The following is a 20,514-nucleotide window of genomic DNA, read 5'->3' as shown; positions in this document are numbered from 1 at the left end:
ACAAAAAAATAAACAACTAAGAACATCAATCATATCACTATATTAATCCCTACCAAAAAGATCCCTGGTATATACTTTTCCTTTCACATCATCCAAGCATTTATCATAACGGTTCGCAATGATGGCCTGACTCTGCTTCTTGAACTCTTCCAAATCATTCACAACAAGGCTGCCAAAGAATTTCTCGCCATCTTTTAAGGTCGGCTCATAAATAATGACCGTTGCACCCTTGGCCTTGATACGCTTCATAACGCCCTGAATAGAACTCTGACGAAAATTATCACTATTGCTCTTCATGGTCAAACGGTATACACCAACCACAACTTCCTTTTCTTTGCTTTCATCCCAGTTATCATTTGCTTCATATGCTCCAGCAATCTCTAGCACACGATTAGCAATAAAATCTTTACGAGTACGGTTAGATTCCACGATTGCTTCGATTAAATTTTCCGGTACATCGGCATAATTTGCCAACAACTGCTTGGTATCTTTCGGCAAGCAGTATCCGCCGTAGCCGAAGGACGGATTGTTATAATGAGTACCGATACGTGGGTCAAGACAAACCCCATTGATGATCTGCTGGGTATTCAGCCCTTTCATCTCTGCATAGGTATCCAGTTCATTGAAGTAGCTGACGCGCAGTGCCAGATAAGTGTTAGCAAACAGCTTAACCGCCTCGGCCTCAGTGAAGCCCATAAACAAAGTGTCGATGTTTTCCTTAGTTGCACCTTCCTGCAGGAGTTCTGCAAAAGTGTGTGCGGCCTTTACCAATCGAGCATTATCCACATCAGTACCAACGATAATACGAGAAGGGTAAAGATTATCATACAGAGCTTTGCTCTCGCGCAAAAATTCCGGGCTGAAAATAATGTTGTCGCAGTGGAATTTCTCACGAACACTTGCCGTATATCCAACCGGTATGGTGCTCTTGATGACCATGATGGCTTCAGGATTGTACTCAATAACCAGCTTGATTACAGCTTCCACGGCACTGGTGTCAAAGAAATTCTTCTTGCTATCGTAATTTGTCGGTGCAGCGATTACTACAAAATCAGCATCACTGTATGCTTCCTTTGCATCCAGAGTTGCGGTCAAATCCAGTTCTTTCTCTGCAAGAAATTTTTCAATGTATTCGTCCTGAATCGGTGACTTTTTATTATTGATAAGTTCAACTTTCTCAGGGATGATATCCACAGCAGTCACCTTGTGGTGCTGAGATAACAGCGTAGCAATGGAAAGACCAACATATCCTGTTCCAGCAACAGCAATCTTTAAATCTTTAAACTCTCTCATTTCTCTATCCCTCTAATTCTTTTATTTATAAAACCCAGCATACCACTCAGCAAAGTTCCTCAGACCAGTCCGCAGACTTGTGCTCGGTTTATAACCAAAGTCTCGTTCCAGTGCGCTGGTATCTGCATAAGTCACAGGTACATCACCAGGCTGCATCGGAACCAACTCCTTGTGAGTCTCGAAGTCATAATCTTCCGGCAGTACTTTCGCTCTCACTAACTCCTCACTCAGAATCTGCACGAAGTCCAGCAGGTTTTCCGGATTCTGATTGCCGATGTTATAAACCGCATATGGCGGAATCGGCAAACCATCCTCACCGTTCTTCTTGTCCGGTGTCTTCTTCATCACACGGACAACGCCTTCAACAATATCATCGACATAAGTAAAATCACGTTTGCAGTTGCCGTAGTTGAAGATTTTGATGGTTTCACCCTTCACCAGCTTGTTGGTAAAGCCGAAATAGGCCATATCAGGACGGCCTGCCGGACCATACACGGTGAAAAAACGCAAACCTGTGGACGGAATGTTGTAGAGCTTCGAATAGGCATGTGCCATCAACTCATTAGATTTCTTGGTGGCTGCATAAAGAGAAACCGGATTATCGACCTTGTCATCTGTGCTATACGGAACCTTCTTGTTGGAACCGTAGACAGAGGAAGAAGAAGCGTAAACCAGATGCTCAAGATTCTCGCAGTGGCGACATGCTTCGAGAATATTGAAAAAGCCAACCAAGTTGGATTCCACATAAGCATCCGGGTTGGTGATGGAATAGCGCACACCAGCCTGTGCCGCAAGGTTGACGACCACAGACGGCTTATACTTCTCGAACACCTCTGTGATCAGTGCTTTGTCAGAGATATTGCCTTTGATAAAAGTGAATGCGGGATACTTGGTCAGCTCGTTCAAACGAAACTCCTTCAATGCCACATCATAATAGGCATTCATATTGTCAATACCGATAACATTGGCAGACGGAGCTTCCTGATAGATTCGTTTCACAAGATTGAATCCGATGAATCCAGCCGCGCCTGTGACTATAATTGTTTTATTATCTAAAGTAACTGCGCTCATTTATATTCCTCCTCTGTTTATCTCTTCGTAAACACATCTTCATACTGTCCACAAATCTTATCCCACGTATACTCTTCTGCCACACGCTTCTTGGCTCTCCGGCCCATTTCTGCTATTTCATCAGAACTCATCTGATCTGCTTTATCTATCAATTTTGCAAGACTTTCCTGTTTTCGGCTCCAATATAACGCGCAATCTTCTGCAACCTCTTTATTAAATCCAACATCAACCAACAGGTTCAAGTCCGTACTTCCAAGAGCCTCAATCAGTGAAGGGTTGGTACCACCAACTGTATGGCCATGGAAATATGCATATGCATTCTCACGAATTTTTTTCAGTAATTCCTGATCGTACACAGTGCCAACAAATTTAATTCTATCGTCACTCTTGAAATGCAGTTTTTCCTCCAGTTCGTTCAGAAACTTATCGTTAACATTTGTGATCAGCGCAAAATCTTTCTGACTATTACTCTTCATAAATTCACGGATCATAACTTCAAAAGAATTCTCTGGAACGAAACGCCCAACAACCAGATAATAATTCTTTTTTGTCAATCCTTTTTCTTTATACCAGCTCACAAGCTTTTCATCATTGTCAGCCAGCTTGCTAAGTGTCAAATCTGCACCGTAAGCAATAAACGTGGTCTTCGGATTTCTACCTTTAATACCCTTTCCGTCATAGCACTCATGGATATACTTTTCGATGTTCACAGAATCACAGATTGCAAGGTCACAATATTTAACCATCATCTGTTCGGAAATTTTCCAATATTTCCGGATCGGTGCAGACCATTTTGCCCGCATCCACTCATGACCATCTGGATTTAAATATACTTTACCGCCTAACTTATGTATTTCTTTATAAAAATGGCCTGCAAAAGGTCCTATACGACAAGCCATTATATAAACAATCGGATGAGGAATATGGTTTTTCCTGATATGTTCACAACACGCTTTCAACGCTGCAACATCATAATAAATTGCCTGCGCAGGCCCAATCTGTGGAATATCGATCTTAAAGCAATGGGCATTGTGGAGTTCAAACTCATGGTCGTTAATCTTTGTCACACCCTCAAATTTGTTCTCGTCCATGCAGCCATCACCATTGGCCTTGCAGGCAACATGATATTTGATGTTTTCCTTATTCTGATGATACTCTGTAAGCTTGTATACAAAGGTCTCATATCCCCCGTATGCACCTAAACTCTTTGCACCAACCAAATACACATGCTGTACTTCTTTTCTAGAATCCATATCTCTGTTCCATCCTCATTTTTTCAACATCTATATACCGAACCCAGCCCAGGCCAAGTTTCAGCAATTTCACATTCTTATAACTTCGAATACACCCCACACCCCAAAGGGCACAGTTCTTCGGCGACGCCTGCGTTGGGCCGCCTGGCGGTATTCAACCGGAAAGGAGACGTCACTGGCGCTTCCTCTCTTGCTGATTGCTCAGCATTTATATATAAGAGGCATTCCTGCCGCTTATTAACTTGGTTTGTTGTTTTTCCGGAAGCTTTCCTGACATTTGCGGCCCAGGTTTCGGGCGCCGTTCAGGAAGCGGTTGACCTGATGGCCGTTCTGGCAGATGAATATGCTGCCCTGTTTTTTTCCGGTGGCTCCGCAGATGGAACATTGCTTTTCTGTTCCGTCGGCGCGTAGCTCTAGTACCAGGATTCCTTCTGCCCAGGCTTTGTATTTCAGATAATTCCGGATGCGGATACTTAAGTGAAGGGGTGAATAATTGCCGCTTCTGTACATAGATATCCTGGAAAAATCTTCATCATACTCCGGCAGTACCAGTATCCCGGTGTGTTTTTCTTTGCAGAAATCTATGATCTCTTTGCTGACCTGATGTGCGTAATGTTCATTCAGGTGCTTGAGATGCATGTAATATTTCCTGTTTGGCTGACTGACGTTGTCTTTATCGGTAAATGCCCTGGATGCTTCTACTTTTTTCAGCAAAGCTTTGCAATGATGTCGGTATGCATTTCCACCTCTGCAGTTTTTTACAGCCAGCTGCCTGGATCCCTCATCCAGAACTGTGCATACTGCAAAGCTGTCCGTATTGGTAAAGCGGACGCTACATACTCTGGCGCCTTCCTGCATTCGTTCCTTTGCTGTCCGGGCATCGGAGTTTTCCTGCTTGACAGGGACATGGAACATGAGCCATTTTTCCTCATGGACCAGTGTCGGTGAAAGGATCGCTGCTTCCTTGGGGAAGGGGCGTCCTGTAAGTCCGCAGGGTACCCAGATCCATTTCTTTCCGTTCCAGAGCTTCAGCACTACGGAGGTGTCTGTCAGGTCTCTGTACATTCCCTTGAAAAAGGTGATATTGGCATCGATCTTTTCGGGGAAGCTTTCTGCACTTGCTGCGGTCTTTACTGCCATTGCAGCTTTGTTCATGGCAGATCTCCGAAAGTAAACGGGGAGCTTTCCGCCTGGCGGGATGTACTTTGGTTCTCTTCCGTCTCTTCCGGGAACAGTGAGTTTTTCCAAATGTCCCTGGATGGTCAGCAGATTTTCGGCCCAGAACTCTTCGCTTTCTTTCAGGAGCTCATAGTAAAAGGCTACGGCTTCCTGATACAGGGCTTCGGTTGTTTCGATCATCTGCTTTTCCGGACAAAAGAGCCGCATTTTCCATGTTTTGATACTGTATCCTGTTTTCATGGCATCTCTTTCTGCTGTCAGGTATCGCTTAATATCTTCATTAGCGAAAAAGAGCTTGAAACACTGTTAAATGCTGCTTTTTTCGGCACAGTTGACCACGATTTTGACCACTAATAATTGGAAAGAAAAAGGAAAAAAGCTTGAAAAGTATTGATTTTACGCGGATTTACGCAAGAAAAAAGTGACCACTTTTTGTGACCACTAATGTTAGATTTCGATGATTATCAGACTGTTTATTCACTTTTTGATAGAAAACGACTGCATATGATGCTTAAAAAACGACATTATTAGCATGCTTCATGTCTTTGGCACGCCTTGACAAAGGAAAATATCAATGGTATCCTTACATATGGCTGTAAAATATATCTTTTTTGGTCTGTGACTAATGAAGATAATAAGCGACACAAATCCCATAATCCACGAGCTGTCCAAGGATATTTCCTCTTGTACCAGCTCTTTTTTTATGTCTAATCGACATTTCCCTCCCCAAATGCTATACTATATCCGCAGGCCGCGCGATCTGGCTTTTGGCCTGCTAAATTTCAGAAAAGGATTTTTTCTATGGAGAGAATTATTACCTATACGATCTCAACCGGGGAGTCCGGGGAAAATGTTCTTGGATTTCTTCGGAAGAAGGGTTTTTCCAAACATATATTGACTACTATGAAGCGGGCGGAGCAGGCGATCCTGCTGAACGGGCAGCCGGCTTTTGGCAGAACGGTCCTGAGGGAGGGGGATGTTCTCCGGATCCTTGTTCCGGAAGAGACCGGGGACGGATCGGAGTCTTCTATCCTTCCGGTACCGCTGCCTTTGGATATCCTGTATGAGGATGAGGATATCCTGGTTCTTAACAAGCCGGCTGATATGCCTGTGCATCCCTCTGCCGGAAACTACGAGAATACGCTTGCCAACGGTGTTGCCTGGTATTATAAGCAGCAGGGGAAGGCTTTTGTCTACCGCTGCATCAACCGGCTGGACAGGGATACCACCGGGGTGCTGGTACTGGCCAAGAATCCTCTGAGCGGGGCTCTTCTCTCTGCCCAGATGAAGCAGCGCCAGATCCGACGTACCTATCTTGCACTTACTGACGGGATCCCGCCGGAAAGGGGGACGATTTCCGCTCCTGTTGCGAGAATGGATGCTTCTGTGATCACAAGGGAGGTTAATTTTGAGCGTGGTGAGGCTGCCGTGACTCATTTTGAGCGTCTTGCAGTCAGCAACGGATATGCTCTTGTGGAGCTGCATCTGGATACGGGGCGGACTCATCAGATCCGGGTGCATATGAAATATATCGGCTGTCCGCTGCCGGGGGATTTTCTGTATCATCCGGTTTTTGACCGGATCGGACGCCAGGCCCTGCATTCCTTCCAGCTGGAATTTGCTCACCCCATCACCGGGGAGCCTATGTGTTTCCTGGCACCTGTGCCTGAGGATTTCCGCAGAGCATTTCTACAGTAAAAAAATCAGCTGTCCGGTAGGTGTTTCCTGCACCGGCAGCTGATTTTTTGTTGTTTTTATTTATTTTTTTTGTAGATCACAAGGAGTCCCTTGAGCAGAAGGTCCTCATCCAGAATGATTTCTTTCTTACAGTGAGAAATGATCTTTTTTGCAAGACCGCCTGTTGCGATCACGGTTGCTTTCTCACCAAGCTCTTCTTCCACCCGGTCTATGATCCCGTCGATGGCTGCTGCGTTGCTGTAGAGCACGCCGCTTTTCATGCATTCGATGGTATTGCGCCCGATCACATGCTTCGGGGCATCGATGCTGATCCCGCTGAGCTGGGATGCTCTGGCTGTCAGTGCATCCAGGGATATTCCGATGCCAGGAAGGATCATTCCGCCAATGTATTGCTTTTTGCTGTTGACAACCGAAACTGTAGTGGCGGTTCCCATATCGATCACAATAAACGGAACCGGATATTCATTTAATCCAGCCACAGCGTCTGCCACAAGATCCGCGCCCAGCTGTCCGGGGTTGTCCATCATGATGTTCAGACCTGTTTTTACTCCTGGTCCCAGGACCATGACTTCTTTTTTGAGGATCTTTTCTGCTGCCAGTTTGGCAATGTTGGTGATCTGCGGGACTACAGATGAAATGATACAGCCTTCTATGTCTGCCTTTTTGATGTGGTAGATTTCCAGTAAGGTTTTCAGGTCTACGGCATATTCCAGTTCTGTTTTTGTTCTTACGGTAGCAAGTCTCTCGATGAAGTATGTTTTTTGATCATCGATGCAGCCCACGACTATGTTGGTATTTCCAATATCAATTGCTAATATCATAATTTTATTTTCCCTGTCTTTATGCTTTTGTCTTCTCACGGCTGATCTGTGCGGATGGGATCAGATGTGCCTTGGAAAGTGCAGCTCCCACTGCTCCTGTGATCACTGTGGAGGAAATCATTTCGCATACTGCGTTGATCCCTACCATGAGACAACAGCCGATGATGATGTTATGACCGCCCATCAGATTTTTTACATAATCGGTATTTCCGAACAGTCCTACAAGCGCTGACATGAAGAACAGGGTATTCAGGAATGCGGAAAAGAATCCGGTTACTGCACATGCCACATAGGTATTGCTGACCTTTCGCATGCCTTTAAAAATATATCCGAGGCAGATACCGTCCAGAAGACGTGGGATGAAGCGCTGGATAAAGGCAAATACCGGATTGATACCGAAAAGCACAACTCCCATTGCGCTGGAACCGCCTACTCCGATGCACTGGAGAAAGCTGGTCAGGCCGAAGATCGCACCTGCCACGGCTCCTCCTACGGGTCCGAGGACGACTGCACTGATGGCTACCGGGATCACGTTAAAGGAAATGGCCAGTGGCCCGATGTTCAGATATCCCAGTGGTGTGTAGGCCATCAGCAGAAGGATCGCTGCCATCAGGCCCAGTAATGTAAGCTGTGCTGTTGTAAATCTGTTGTTTTTCATTTCTTCTCCTCCTTGTTACCGTTCCGCTCTGTGAATATTTCCGGAAATACAGCATTTCCCGGCGTTTTCTGCGGATACAATACGGTGATGGAAAGCGGTGATCTTTTTGTTCCGCTTTTCGTTGTTAAAACCGGCTCCCTGACCGGCTCTGTAGCTATGCTTCTGCCTTTGTAGTAAGCAGAAGAATCTTATCCAGGATCTTTAACGCTGCATCCTCCTTGCTCATAAGCGGGAGTGACACTTCTTCGTCCTGTGTGATCAGAGTCAGGACATTGGTATCTCCCTGGAATCCGGCGCCTTCTACCTTCAGGTTGTTGGCTGCCACCATATCCAGGTTTTTCTTCTCAAGCTTGGCTCTGGAATTACGGAGCATGTCTCTGGTCTCCATGGAAAATCCGCAGAGGAACTGGCCCTGCTTTTTGTGCTGGCCCAGATATTTCAGAATGTCGTCTGTCCTCTCGAGCTCTATGGAAGCCTGATCGTCTTTTTTCTTAACCTTGTCTTCGCTGACCTGCTTCGGACGGTAGTCTGCCACTGCGGCAGCCTTGATGATGATGTCCTGTTCATCGCTTAAGCCGGTCACTGCTTCAAACATATCTCTGGCAGATGTCACCGGTACCACCTTTACAAAAAGAGGCGGCTCAATAGCAGTAGGTCCGCTTACCAGCGTAACCTCCGCTCCTCTGAGCATGGCCATTTTTGCAATGGCGTATCCCATCTTTCCGGATGAATGGTTGGTGAGACAGCGGACCGGGTCGATGGCCTCCTGGGTAGGTCCCGCCGTTACCAGGAGCTTTTTGCCGGCAAGGTCTTTCTGGAAGGCGGCTTCCTTCAGGATATATTCCAGAAGGGTTTCCGGCTCCGGCATTTTTCCGGCTCCGGTGTCCCCGCATGCCAGGTAGCCGCTGGCCGGTGTGATCACCTCATATCCGTAGTTTTTCAGCTTCCGGATATTGTCCTGCACCACGGGATTCTCATACATGGCGGTATTCATGGCCGGTGCAAGGATCTTCTGACACCTGCAGGCCATTACCGTAGTGGTGAGCATGTCGTCCGCAAGGCCGTTGGCCAGCTTTCCGATCACGTTTGCACTTGCAGGTGCGATCATCACAACATCTGCCTTCTTTGCAATGGACACGTGCTCTACCTGGAACTGAAAGTTCCGGTCAAAGGTATCCACCAGGCATTTATTTCCGGTCAGTGTTTCAAATGTGATCGGATTGATAAAGTTCGTTGCATTCTCTGTCATCAGTACATGGACATCTGCATGAAGCTTATGTAATGCACTTGCCAGATATGCGATCTTGTATGCAGCAATACTTCCTGTGATGCCAAGAAGCACTGTTTTCCCTTTCAGCATCCTTGTCCCTCCTGTCAGTCAACCATACGGATACTCTCGATCACCGGCTGCTGATCCTTTGCAATGGTTCCGTTGCCGTCTGTCGGCTTGGCATCCTTGCAGATCTGATCTACAAGGTCCATCCCAGAGGTCACGTGTCCGAATGCAGCATAGTCGCCATCCAGATGTGTGGAATCGGACTGTACGATAAAGAACTGAGAGCTTGCGCTGTCCGGATCTGTGCTGCGGGCCATGGAAATGGTTCCTCTTACATGAGAAATATCGTTCTTCACTCCATTGCTGGAAAATTCGCCCTTGATGGTATCCTCTGCTCCGCCGGTTCCGTCTCCGTTTGGATCTCCGCCCTGGATCATAAATCCGTCAATGATCCGGTGGAAGGTCAGACCGTCATAAAAATTGTCCTGTACCAGCTTTACAAAATTTGTGACTGTGATGGGTGCGGTGTCTGCATCCAGCTCTACATCGATCTCGCCATAATCCTTTACGGTGATGGCAGCATGATGGGTTCCTGTCAGCTGCTGGCTGGTATCGATCACAGTTGTTCCTGCCATTTGTGCATCCTCGGAACCATCGGAAAATTCTCCGTCTGCGCTGTCTGTATCCTCTGTACTGTCTGCAGAAGCTTCGGTTTCATGTGAAGTGTCCTCTGCATCACCGGAAGCCTCCTGATCATCGGTGCTTTCTTCATGGTCTGAAAAGCCTGCCGCCTCAGCCTCCTCCTCGGACACTGCATTGGCTGCTGTCTCTTCATCTACGCCTGTCTGTCCTTCTGAGGTTTCTTCCTCCAGAGATTCTTCCTTCTGGTCTGCTTTTTCAGAAGTACTGTCTGTGCTTCCGCATCCGGAAAGCATTCCTGCGGTAAGAGCTGTCGCAAATAATACGGCTAAAACCTTACTTTTCATATTTATAAGTCCTCCTTATCAGATCCCGAAAACGCCTGTCCCGGCATTTTCAGGTGAGCTTTTCACTCTCCCCCTGTAAGCTTTTCTCAGTTTAACATCATCTTTTCATAAAGTCAACTTTGCACGGAACCAGGTGCAGGAGTTACTGTTCATTTTGTTCTCAGCAACGTGCAGGATTCCCTTTGTTTTGCCTTGTATCTCTTCCGGTTCTCTGCTAAAATCATGTATGGAGCTTATTATGGGCTCCGTACATATAAGTAGAAAGTGAGGAATCAACATGGAAAAGATCACAAGTTTTACCATTGACCATATCAAGCTTCAGCCTGGCGTATACGTTTCACGTAAGGATCCGGTTGGAGATCAGGTGATCACTACCTTCGATATCCGTATGACTTCTCCCAATGAGGAGCCTGTTATGAACACAGCCGAGCTTCACGCCATGGAGCATCTGGCAGCTACCTTCCTGCGGAACCATAAGGAGTTTGGCCCGAAGGTCATTTACTGGGGTCCTATGGGCTGCCGTACCGGAAATTATCTTCTTCTTAACGGGGATTATGAATCCAGAGATATCGTTCCGCTGATGATCGAGATGTTTGAATTTATCCGCGATTTTGAGGGTGAGATCCCGGGAGCTTCTCCCAAGGACTGCGGAAATTATCTGGATATGAACCTTGGCATGGCAAAATATCTGGCAAAAAAATTCCTGAACGAGGTTCTCTACGATATCAAGCCGGACCGTCTTGTTTATCCGGAATGATCTGCGGGTACGATCCGCTGGCATGATCCTTGTGTTCTGAACGGACTATATGCCGAAACAAAAAAACAGGCTGCCTGTATCGATGTATTTCATCGGATACAGCTGCCTGTTTTTTATTATATCAAGGAGATATCTGCAATTAAAGCAGGATCAGGATTTCCCTGATCTGGTCAAAGCCTGTAGTCTGTGCTCTACTGTGCTGCTTCTGTGGTAGTATCTGCTGCCACTGCTCCTACCGGCGGGGTTGTGCTGACGTAATCGCCGGATGCGTAGCAGGTCTGGCCATTATAATCCACACGGATCCATCCATTGTCACAGACACCGGTACATTTCAGGGATTCTCCGGAAAGAACACCTGCCACAAACTCTGCCTCTGCGTTGGCGTCAGAACGTAAATTCACACCCTCCACTGCATAGTAGGTGGCATCCTGAGCCTGCACGTTGATGCCGCTTGGGGTCTGCTCCGTAGCTGCTGTCTGTGCTGCGGGATCTGCTGCCCCGGCTGTGGTGGAGTCTGCCGCTGCTGCTCCGTCTGCTGTGGAATCTGCTGCTGCCTTCGGTGTAGGTGTTGCAGTTGCCTTCGGCTTCTCTGTGGGCTCCGGCGTCGGTGTGGAATCTACTACTGTTACCACTGCATCGGTTCCTTCCTCATATCCACAGCCCTGTGCAAGGAAAGCCGCGCCTATTATCAAAGCCATAATACATTTTTTCTTCATTTTATCTGATTCCTCCTTATACGCCGGTAAAAAATTCTCTGCGTCCAATATACACGATTCTGCAATATTATGCAAGTCCTGGCCGGTTCTTTCACATATTTACCGGCTCAAAAAGCACCCGGACAGTTCCGCCGCAGATCATTCCCAGATCTCCTGCCCCCTGTCCCAGCTCGTAAACCTTTGTTTCCGTATTTCGGATATTTACTGCGTGTTTTCCGGCTTCAAACTCCACTTTTCCGCCGCCGATGCTTCCTGCCGTGCTTCCGTCCCGGAATACGAACATCTTGCTCCCGGTTCCTCTTGGTGAGGAGCCCTTCTTCTCGATGATCGTAACCATGGTTCCCGGTGTCCTGCGGCGTACTGCTGCCTCCACCTCCTCATCACAGTAGGTGCGGAAATGCCGGTTCTTTTCCTGCACGATCTCTGCCATGATGCTCACGGCGATCTCAGCCGGCATCTGTCCTCCGATGGGAAGTCCGATGGGGGCATGGATCTGATCCAGCTGTTCCTCCGTAAAGCCCTCTTTCAGGAGCTTTTCCCTGGTGATCCGCACCTTTGTCCTGCTTCCGATCATTCCGAAATATGCAAAGGGTCTCTTAAGGATCGCTCTTGCACAGGCGGAATCTCCCAGATGGCCTCGTGTCACCACTACATAGTAGGCATTTTCATAGGGAGGGATCCTGTCGGACAGGGTATCAAAATCTCCAAAGATCCTCTCATCTGCCATGGGAAATCTTTCCTCCGTCACAAATTCCTCCCGGTCATCCATGACTGTTACATGAAAGCCCAGCATCCTGCCGATCTCTGCTACCGGAAGAGAAACATGGCCGCCACCCAGTATGATCAGCCTGGGATTCTTCTCGTAGGTTTCCACAAATATCTCCCGGTCTCCGTTTTTCACAACGCCGGTTTCCACAGCTACTTCCACGGAAGCCTTCAGGAATTCTTCTGCTTCTTTATTTCTTTCTGCTCTCTTCGGATAAAAAAAGCTGCTTTCTTCCAAAAGATATTTCAGCCCGGCATCCTTTCCGTTCAGAAGGATCCCTGTTTTTACACGCCCTCTTTTTTCTACCACATCATATATTGTCTGATACATTCTTTGTGTCCTTTCTGTCCGTCTTACGCTGTTTATTCCGCGGCAAGCTCCTTTACCGCCCCGGCAGCAGTGTCCACCTCTTCTTCCGTATTAAAATAAGAAAAGCTAAAGCGGACAGTTCCTGTTTTTTCGGTTCCCAGTGCTTTGTGCATCAGCGGTGCACAGTGGCCGCCGGCTCTTACACTGATTCCGTACTCTTCATCAAGGACCATAGCCACCTCTGCCGAATCCATCTCTGCAATATTCAGAGTCACCACAGGGGAGCGTTCTTCCCTGGAAAAATCTCCGTACAAGGTGACTCCCGGAATTTCCTTTACCTGGTCATAAAAACGCCACATCAGCTGCTGCTCTCTTTTTCGGATCTGTTCTGTTCCAATTTCGGTAATCCAGCTGATGGCTGCGCCAAGACCTGCGATCCCGTGGCTGTTCAGGGTGCCTGCCTCCAGTGTCTCCGGCATATCCTGCGGATGCTCTCTCTGAAAGGTGAGGACGCCGCTTCCGCCTACCTTCAGAGGCTCCACAGATACCCCCGGCCGAACACAGATGGCGCCTGTGCCCTGGGGTCCCATAAGGCCCTTATGTCCGGAAAAGCAAAGAATATCTATATGATCTTTTTTCATGGAAATCGGAAATACTCCTGCTGTCTGGGCAGCATCCACAATAAAAAGCTTCTGGTGCTTCTGTGCGATCGCACCGATGGCGTGGATATCATTGAGATTTCCTGTCAGATTGGAAGCGTGGGTACAGACGATCACCTTCGTCTCCGGACGGATGGCTGCTTCAAGCTCCGTAAGGGAGATCCGTCCCTTGCGGTCTGCCGGCAGGATCGTAAGCTTCATGCCTTTTTTTTCCAGGCGGTACAACGGACGGAGCACACTGTTGTGATCCATCTCCGTACAGATTGCATGGATAGTTCCCTCCTCTGGATGAAGTGTTCCCTGCAGGGCGATATTGAGCGCTTCCGTGTCATTGGATGTAAAGGCCACACATTCCGGTCCCCATACGTCAAACATCTCTGCGATCTGGCATCTTGTATTAAAAATAAGCCTTGAGGCTGCCATTGCTTCGCCGCTGCTGCCCCTTCCGCTGTTTCCTACATGCTGCATGGCTTCCACCACAGCACGCGGCACACAGTCCGGCTTATGAAAGCTTGTAGCCGCGTTATCCAGATAAATCATTTCATCCTCCTTGTGATTTCTATCAAATACCTTTATAATAAACTCTGGCTTTATTTTATACTATCCGAGGAGGTTTTCCAATGAAAAAAACATCTTTTTTCAACAGTCTGCCATTTAAGCTGCTGGTCGCTGTGATCCTGGGGATCATAGCCGGGCTTATCCTGAACCGGTACAGCACCAACGGAATCTCCATGGCAGTTCTTAATATCACAGTTACTATCAAGTACATTTTGGGCCAGCTCATTACCTTCTGCGTGCCGCTGATCGTGCTGGGATTTATCGCTCCGTCCATTACCAGGCTTGGCAAAAATGCTTCGCTGATGCTGGGAGTTGCGGTTGTCCTCGCTTACGGCTCCTCTGTTGGCGCAGCGCTTTTTTCCACAGCCTCCGGCTTTCTCATCATTCCACATCTGTCCATCCATTCCTATGCTGCAGGACTGAAGCGGCTGCCGGAGGTGATCTTTGAGCTGGAGATCCCGCAGATCATGTCCGTTATGAGTGCTCTTGTTTTTGCAATGATGCTGGGACTTGCCGCTACCTGGACAAAGGCAAAGCTGATCACTGGGCTCCTAGATGAATTTCAGAAAATCGTTCTTTCTCTGGTGGCTCGGATCATCATCCCCATTCTTCCGTTATTTATCGGCACTACCTTTTGTGGCCTTGCCTACGAGGGAACCATCACCAGACAGCTGCCTGTTTTTCTGAAGATCATCGTACTGGTGCTTGCCGGGCATTTTATCTGGATGGCTCTTCTTTACATCCTTGCAGGTATCTATTCCGGAGAAAATCCTCTGGAGGTTGTCCGCCATTATGGTCCTGCCTATCTGACTGCCGTAGGGACCATGTCCTCTGCAGCCACACTGGCCGTTGCACTGCAGTGCGCCTCCAAGGCAAAACCACTCCGTAAGGATCTGGTCAGCTTCGGGATCCCTCTGTTTGCAAACATCCATCTCTGTGGCTCCGTCCTGACAGAGGTTTTCTTCTGTATGGCGATTTCGAAGATACTGTACGGCTCCGTTCCCACGCCGGGTACCATGGTTCTGTTCTGCCTTCTTCTGGGTATCTTTGCCATCGGAGCTCCCGGTGTTCCCGGAGGAACCGTCATGGCATCCCTTGGCATCATCACCGGAATACTGAAATTCGACAGCTCCGGCACTGCATTGATGCTTACCATCTTTGCACTGCAGGACAGCTTCGGTACCGCATGCAACGTGACCGGCGACGGCGCACTGACGCTGATGCTTACCGGCTATGCAAAACGCCATCATATTGAGGAGCAGCAGCTTGATGTGGAATTGTAAGTTCGGAGCTAAGTCAGGCGGATATTTGCGATCCGCTTCGTTGCTTGCTCATAACCGGATATCAACCAGATACCAACTGGATGTCAGAAATGCCGCAGGCTTCAAAATGGCTCTGCGGCATTTCTGTATATTTCTATTTGTTTCTGTCTGCTTCTGTAAGTTTCTATATACTTTTGTTGTTTCTATATGTTTTTCTGTTTACGGGCGGATCACTTTTCCTGCTTTTGTGAGCTTTTCCGCTATGGTATACATATTTGTTACGGTTCCCACTGCCGGTTCCTTCAGTCCGTAGAAGTTCACGCAGGTTCCGCAGGTCAGGATCTCGGTTCCCTGCTCCTGTAAGGTCTTAAGGTCTTCGATACATGGTGAATCCTGTGCGGTAAGTCTGGCTCCGCCATTATAAAACAGCATAACTGACGGCGGTGTCTCCAGCTGTGTCAGTGCATACACAAATCCCTTGATCAGGATCCCGCCAAGCTCCGGATCTCCATCTCCCATCTTATCGGAAGTGATGGCAACGGTATAATCTCCCTGCGGAACAGCCGGTGTGCAGACGATCTCAGGCTCTGCCTGGCTTCTTGCAGCAGGATCAGATTTTACTGTCATATTGATCTCGTAACCACCTTCTGTTTTTCTGGATACGAAGCTGCATCCGGTACTTCCGGCAAGTCTGCTCAAATTGTTTACTGCTGTTTCATTGTCTACCAGGATCAAGATCTCGTCTCCCTGCTCAGCCTTGTCAAGGATCTTCTTGGTCATCACAACCGGGATCGGACACTGTTTCCCCATTGCATCTACTGTGTGCTTCATACGCACTCCTCCTGTATTCTGTGATTTTTTATAATTGCTGTTTTATTATTATTGCTGTTTTATCATTATTGCTTTTTCACTGTTTTCTTTTCTTTGATCTTTTATTTCTGCTCCAGCTCATGGGCCTGTTTGAAGATCTCACAGGCGCCTGTGTTTACACATCTTTCATGCGCGCAGTCCATAAAGGTCAGCTTCCTGCTGCTGTCCTCCTGCCGTGTATACTCACAGCAGACGGTTTCGCCCCCGTTCATGGTACGGCAGAAACCGGATATAAATTCCTCTTCGATCTCCATTCCTATCCCTCCGTCGGATTCTCAGTAATCTGGGCAGGTGTGATCTCCTCCAGCATTCCTGTTTCATTGTAGGCTTCAAACTGTTCCTCGATCTTTCCAAGGATATCTGCATACTGACAGAAGGCCTCCGCCAGCTCATCCCTGTGTTCCGGAAGCTTCTTGTAACAGACACGGTGCTCCATGCTTGCCCAGAGATCCATGGTCATCGTCCTCAGCTGGATCTCCACCGGAAAATACTCCATGGTATCCAGATAATACACCGGAACTGCAATGATCACGTGAAAGCTGCGGTATCCGTTAGGCTTGGGATTCTGTATGTAATCCTTTTCCCTGATAAAGATCAGCTCACTCTGCCGCTTCAGCGCATTTACAAGATTGTATATATCATCAATAAAGTAGCAGATCACACGGATCCCGGCGATATCCCGGAGATGATCCTTGGCGTTCTGCACACTGTCCGAATGTCCCAGCTTCCCCAGCTTCTTTTCGATGCTCTTCTTGGATTTGATCCGTTCCTGGATATTGTGGATCGGAGATACGGAAGACTTCTGATACAGGCTTCCGTTGAGCACCTCAAGCTTGGCGCGCATGATCTGACATGCGTTCTGATATGGCTGGATACAATCGTAATACTGTTCGTTTGTCATGAAAAACCCTCTTTCGCGTTTGCTCAGAATATACTTTTATCTTACCGGACAAATGTGAGCAATCTGTAGTGATTTCCTAAGATTTTCCTGACCATTTTCTTAAAAATCTATAAAGTCTCCAGCATCAGTCTGAAAGCTTATGGATAAAAAGACCACTGCGGAGCTTCGGTTCAAACCAGGTGCTCTTTGGCGGCATAAGCTTACCCTCGTCTGCGATCGTCATCAGCTCCTCCATGGATGTAGGATACATAGCAAAGGCAGCTCCTCCTGTCTCATCTGCAGCTGCTGCCAGATCCTTCAGCCGGTGGTTTCCTCCCATAAAGCGGATCCTCTCATCGGTACGCGGGTCACTGATCCCCAGAACCGGACCCAGGACCTTATCCTGAAGAATAGACACATCCAGCTGCCCTACGCTGTCTTTACCCGCATAGATATCCGGATATGCCTTCAGATGGAACCATTCTCCGTCTACATACAGCCCAAAGCAGTGTTTCTCCACCGGTTTACATGGAAATCCCGGCATTGCCATCAGCTCAAAATTAAACTTCATGCTTCCGATAAAGGCTTTGGGTTCCATACCCTTGATATCCTTTACGATCCTGTGGTACGGAAGGATGGTCAGCTGGTCATACGGAAATACCACTGACAGGAAAAAGTTAAATCCTTCTTTTCCGGTGTAATCCGGATGCTCCGCTCTTCTCTTCTGTCCCACCTTTACTGCGGAGGCTGCTCTGTGGTGGCCATCTGCAATATAGATAGAGGAGATTCCGCCAAAAAGACTATGTATAGTCCGGATCTTTTCTTCCTCATCTACGACCCATACACGATGTGTGATCTCGTCATCGGAAGTAAAATCATACACAGGAACATGTGCATTTTTCCATTCTTCCATAAGAGTAAGAAGCTCTGCCGGATATCTGCACGCCAGAAAAATAGGGCCTGTGTTGGCATCACAGACATCCACATGACGGATGCGGTCCTGCTCCTTATCCTCTCTTGTAAGCTCATGCTTTTTGATCACACCATTCATGTAATCATCAATGGAACTGACACCTACGATCCCGGTCTGGGATCTTCCCTTACGGATCAGTTCATACAGATAATAGTTCGGTTTCTCATCCTGGATCAGGATCCCTTCTTTCTGGAAACGATCAAGATTTTCCCTTGCCTTCTGATAAACCATCGGATCATAAAGATCAGTTTCCGGATCCAGATCCATCTCCGCACGGTCTATATGGAGAAAAGATTCCGGATTTTTTTCCCCGATCTTTCTCGCTTCCTCTCTGCTGACTACGTCATAGGGAAGTGCAGCCACCTTTTCTGCTTTTTCCGAAGCAGGTCTTACTGCCCGAAATGCCTGAAATAAAGCCATTATATTTTCCTCTCATTCCTGTCCGGCTATACGCCGGCCCTTCTTAAGATTTCTGCTTAGTTTGCAGAAAAATCATCCTGTCCATTCTAACACATATCAAAATTTCCCGCAAACCTTTATCCGGCCCGTCTTATGCCTTACGTTTGTTCAGCTCCGGCAGTACCGTCGCCAGCATGGTGAAAAAGCATGCACAGCCGCCTACAAGGTTGGAAACCGGTTCCGCCCAGAACACGCCGTCTGTTCCCAGGCCATTCACATGAGGCAGCAGGAGCGTCAGCGGTACTACGATCACTACCTTTCGGAGCAGAGAAAAAAAGGTGGCCTTTTTTGCCTTTCCAAGTGCTACGAACACGCTTTGCCCGGTAAACTGCAATGCCATAAAGCAGAAGCCGAAAAAGTAAATATGAAGGGCGGGAACTCCCTTTTCCAGAAGCCCGGGATCGCTGTTAAAGATCCGGATAAAAAATTCCGGAAGCAGCTTCAGGATTCCCCAGCCTACCAGGGTATAGATCACACAGACAGCTGTAATAAATTTAATTGCTTTTTTGACTCTGTCGTATGCTTTTTCTCCATAATTGAAGCTCATGACCGGAGAAGCACCTGTAGTAAGCCCATGGACCGGCATGATGAAAATGTCACGGACAGAATTTAAAACTGTCATGACACCAACGTAGATATCACCGCCCCAGGTCTGGAGTGTGGCATTGCATACCACCTGCACAAGACTGTTTGTAAATGCCATAAAAAAACCGGACATACCCAGGCTTACGATACTGCCCACTCTTTTCCAGGAGATCCTCATGGCGCTTTTTTTCAGGTTCAGGATCGCCTTTTTTCCTGTAAGGAAGCGTAAAACCCAGATGGCGGAACAGAACTGGGAAATGATAGTCGCCAAAGCCGCTCCCCGGACTCCCATGTGCATCCCAAAGATAAACAGGGGATCCAGAAGAATGTTCAGTACAGCACCGATCAGTATCGTGAGCATTCCTGTGTTTCCAAAGCCCTGGCTGTTGATAAACGGGTTCATTCCCAGAGTGATCATCACAAACAGGGTTCCCAGAAGATAGATCCTTATGTAGTCTGACGCATAGGAAAAGGTTACATCACTGGCGCCAAAGGCATAGAGGATCGGTCTGTAAAAGATAAGGCCAATGGCTGTCAGGATCACTCCTGTGCCGATCAGCATCACAAAGGTGTTTCCCATGAGCATTTCTGCTTCTTCCCGGTTTCCTCTTCCCCGTTCCATAGAGCAAAGCGGTGCTCCTCCATTTCCAAAAAGATAGGTAAATGCGGTGATCAGGGTAATAATAGGAAAACATAGTCCCACTCCTGTCAATGCAGTGGCTCCGATCTCAGGAATCCTTCCGATATAGATCCGGTCCACAATGTTGTAAAGGATGTTCAGGATCTGTGCAATGATCATCGGCACAGCCACCTCCATAATGTTACGATAGACATTTCCTGTTGAAAAGTCTGTCTGATGTATCTGCATTTCTTTACACCTTCCTGCTTTTTTACTATTGTAAATATACTATATCTGATATGCAAAGTAAATATTTCCCTGTAAGGCTGCTGCGGAAATATCAGACGTTACTGTTTGTTCACTGTAATATCCCGCAAGGTGTTTTTTGTGAGCTACTGTTACTCCGTTCTCAGTAACACTTTGTTATCTGTGTATTTATTTCTTGCTATTTTCGTCTAAAAAAGTTATAATAAAGCCATAAAAACGGTAATGATTCCACGTAAAACCGGTCAAGAAACCACATCACTGGAATCTGTTCCGCATGGAGGTATTTTTATGGATAATAATTATAAGGGCATGGCTGTAGGTGTTTTTGAGCTGGATAACCTGGTTGCCTGTTTTGTCGCTCTTGATGCTGCTTCCAAAGCAGCCAATGTCAGAATCCAGAGTGTTGAACGTAACCGTCTGAAGAGTGGCGCCTGTGTCAAGATGCGTGGTTCTGTTTCTGACGTTAATGCAGCTATGGAGGTTGCGCTGGAGGCAGCCAAACCTCTTGGTAAGGTTGTTTCTCATACTGTGCTCGCTTCTCCTTCTGAGGATACTGAGATTGCACTGAAGATGACGATCAATAAATAAAGGGGGCGACG

20 protein-coding genes are annotated in these 20,514 nt (G+C 47.4%); 4 read left to right on the top strand and 16 right to left on the bottom strand.

The genetic code is table 11. The features are described 5' to 3' along the window. Window positions 1-42: 42 nt before the first annotated feature. From NCY57_RS12315 to NCY57_RS12300, 4 genes are all read right to left on the bottom strand, one after another. Window positions 43-1,293: a nucleotide sugar dehydrogenase gene (locus NCY57_RS12315; RefSeq protein ID WP_250789724.1), complete on the bottom strand. Its 1,251-nt coding sequence runs from the start codon at window positions 1,291-1,293 to the stop codon at window positions 43-45. Between the two features lie 21 nt (window positions 1,294-1,314). Further along, window positions 1,315-2,364 carry an NAD-dependent epimerase/dehydratase family protein gene (locus tag NCY57_RS12310; RefSeq protein ID WP_250789723.1) on the bottom strand — a complete coding sequence of 350 codons (1,050 nt, stop codon included), beginning with the start codon at window positions 2,362-2,364 and terminating at the stop codon, window positions 1,315-1,317. Window positions 2,365-2,381: 17 nt separating this feature from the next. Further along, window positions 2,382-3,617, bottom strand: coding sequence for a beta 1-4 rhamnosyltransferase Cps2T (gene cps2T, locus NCY57_RS12305; RefSeq protein WP_250789722.1), 1,236 nt, complete (start codon window positions 3,615-3,617; stop codon window positions 2,382-2,384). A 237-nt stretch (window positions 3,618-3,854) separates the two neighbouring features. Continuing rightward, window positions 3,855-5,036, bottom strand: a complete 1,182-nt coding sequence (locus tag NCY57_RS12300) for a transposase (RefSeq protein WP_250789721.1) — start codon at window positions 5,034-5,036, stop codon at window positions 3,855-3,857. A 561-nt stretch (window positions 5,037-5,597) separates the two neighbouring features. Between NCY57_RS12300 and NCY57_RS12295 the strand changes: the two genes are divergently transcribed. Then, window positions 5,598-6,494 carry an RluA family pseudouridine synthase gene (locus tag NCY57_RS12295; RefSeq protein WP_250789720.1) on the top strand — a complete coding sequence of 299 codons (897 nt, stop codon included), beginning with the start codon at window positions 5,598-5,600 and terminating at the stop codon, window positions 6,492-6,494. 56 nt (window positions 6,495-6,550) lie between these two features. Here the strand turns inward: NCY57_RS12295 and NCY57_RS12290 are convergent, their stop codons facing one another. The 4 genes from NCY57_RS12290 to NCY57_RS12275 all read right to left on the bottom strand — a co-directional run bounded on the left by NCY57_RS12290 (window position 6,551) and on the right by NCY57_RS12275 (window position 10,061). Beyond that, entirely contained in the window at window positions 6,551-7,315 is a 765-nt protein-coding gene (locus NCY57_RS12290; RefSeq protein WP_250789719.1) for a type III pantothenate kinase, read from the bottom strand. A gap of 19 nt (window positions 7,316-7,334) precedes the next feature. Beyond that, complete coding sequence (locus tag NCY57_RS12285) at window positions 7,335-7,973, bottom strand: ECF transporter S component (protein ID WP_092069058.1); 639 nt, start codon at window positions 7,971-7,973, stop codon at window positions 7,335-7,337. A 154-nt stretch (window positions 7,974-8,127) separates the two neighbouring features. Further along, window positions 8,128-9,333 carry a bifunctional phosphopantothenoylcysteine decarboxylase/phosphopantothenate--cysteine ligase CoaBC gene (gene coaBC, locus NCY57_RS12280; RefSeq protein WP_147603024.1) on the bottom strand — a complete coding sequence of 402 codons (1,206 nt, stop codon included), beginning with the start codon at window positions 9,331-9,333 and terminating at the stop codon, window positions 8,128-8,130. Between the two features lie 14 nt (window positions 9,334-9,347). After that, complete coding sequence (locus NCY57_RS12275) at window positions 9,348-10,061, bottom strand: peptidylprolyl isomerase (protein WP_442863820.1); 714 nt, start codon at window positions 10,059-10,061, stop codon at window positions 9,348-9,350. Between the two features lie 451 nt (window positions 10,062-10,512). Between NCY57_RS12275 and NCY57_RS12270 the strand changes: the two genes are divergently transcribed. Next, entirely contained in the window at window positions 10,513-10,992 is a 480-nt protein-coding gene (locus NCY57_RS12270; protein ID WP_015524777.1) for an S-ribosylhomocysteine lyase, read from the top strand. Between the two features lie 191 nt (window positions 10,993-11,183). Here the strand turns inward: NCY57_RS12270 and NCY57_RS12265 are convergent, their stop codons facing one another. From NCY57_RS12265 to NCY57_RS12255, 3 genes are all read right to left on the bottom strand, one after another. Continuing rightward, complete coding sequence (locus NCY57_RS12265; RefSeq protein WP_250789717.1) at window positions 11,184-11,708, bottom strand: SH3 domain-containing protein; 525 nt, start codon at window positions 11,706-11,708, stop codon at window positions 11,184-11,186. A 91-nt stretch (window positions 11,709-11,799) separates the two neighbouring features. Then, window positions 11,800-12,804, bottom strand: a complete 1,005-nt coding sequence (locus tag NCY57_RS12260; RefSeq protein WP_250789716.1) for an XdhC family protein — start codon at window positions 12,802-12,804, stop codon at window positions 11,800-11,802. Window positions 12,805-12,836: 32 nt separating this feature from the next. Beyond that, window positions 12,837-13,982: an aminotransferase class V-fold PLP-dependent enzyme gene (locus NCY57_RS12255; protein WP_250789715.1), complete on the bottom strand. Its 1,146-nt coding sequence runs from the start codon at window positions 13,980-13,982 to the stop codon at window positions 12,837-12,839. An 80-nt stretch (window positions 13,983-14,062) separates the two neighbouring features. Here NCY57_RS12255 and NCY57_RS12250 point away from each other — a divergent pair, with 80 nt between their 5' ends. Next, complete coding sequence (locus NCY57_RS12250; protein ID WP_092069043.1) at window positions 14,063-15,283, top strand: dicarboxylate/amino acid:cation symporter; 1,221 nt, start codon at window positions 14,063-14,065, stop codon at window positions 15,281-15,283. Between the two features lie 198 nt (window positions 15,284-15,481). On the opposite strand, the gene yedF is transcribed toward NCY57_RS12250, so the two are convergent. From yedF to NCY57_RS12225, 5 genes are all read right to left on the bottom strand, one after another. Then, window positions 15,482-16,093 carry a sulfurtransferase-like selenium metabolism protein YedF gene (yedF, locus tag NCY57_RS12245; RefSeq protein WP_015524772.1) on the bottom strand — a complete coding sequence of 204 codons (612 nt, stop codon included), beginning with the start codon at window positions 16,091-16,093 and terminating at the stop codon, window positions 15,482-15,484. A 101-nt stretch (window positions 16,094-16,194) separates the two neighbouring features. Next, complete coding sequence (locus tag NCY57_RS12240; protein WP_015524771.1) at window positions 16,195-16,386, bottom strand: hypothetical protein; 192 nt, start codon at window positions 16,384-16,386, stop codon at window positions 16,195-16,197. 2 nt (window positions 16,387-16,388) lie between these two features. Continuing rightward, the gene (locus NCY57_RS12235; RefSeq protein ID WP_250789714.1) at window positions 16,389-17,033 is read right to left on the bottom strand and encodes a GTP pyrophosphokinase; all 645 of its coding nucleotides are present in this window, start codon (window positions 17,031-17,033) and stop codon (window positions 16,389-16,391) included. 124 nt (window positions 17,034-17,157) lie between these two features. Then, window positions 17,158-18,405 carry a DUF1015 domain-containing protein gene (locus tag NCY57_RS12230; RefSeq protein ID WP_250789713.1) on the bottom strand — a complete coding sequence of 416 codons (1,248 nt, stop codon included), beginning with the start codon at window positions 18,403-18,405 and terminating at the stop codon, window positions 17,158-17,160. 130 nt (window positions 18,406-18,535) lie between these two features. Beyond that, window positions 18,536-19,897 carry an MATE family efflux transporter gene (locus NCY57_RS12225; protein WP_250789712.1) on the bottom strand — a complete coding sequence of 454 codons (1,362 nt, stop codon included), beginning with the start codon at window positions 19,895-19,897 and terminating at the stop codon, window positions 18,536-18,538. Between the two features lie 306 nt (window positions 19,898-20,203). Here NCY57_RS12225 and NCY57_RS12220 point away from each other — a divergent pair, with 306 nt between their 5' ends. Then, entirely contained in the window at window positions 20,204-20,503 is a 300-nt protein-coding gene (locus tag NCY57_RS12220; RefSeq protein ID WP_250789711.1) for a BMC domain-containing protein, read from the top strand. Window positions 20,504-20,514 lie beyond the last annotated feature (11 nt).

The sequence above is a fragment of the Blautia sp. MB18-30 genome (genome assembly GCF_023669475.1).
GTDB lineage: Bacteria > Bacillota > Clostridia > Lachnospirales > Lachnospiraceae > Blautia_A > Blautia_A fusiformis.
Note: the sequence above shows the minus strand (reverse complement) of the source record. Positions and strands in the feature narration are given on the sequence as shown.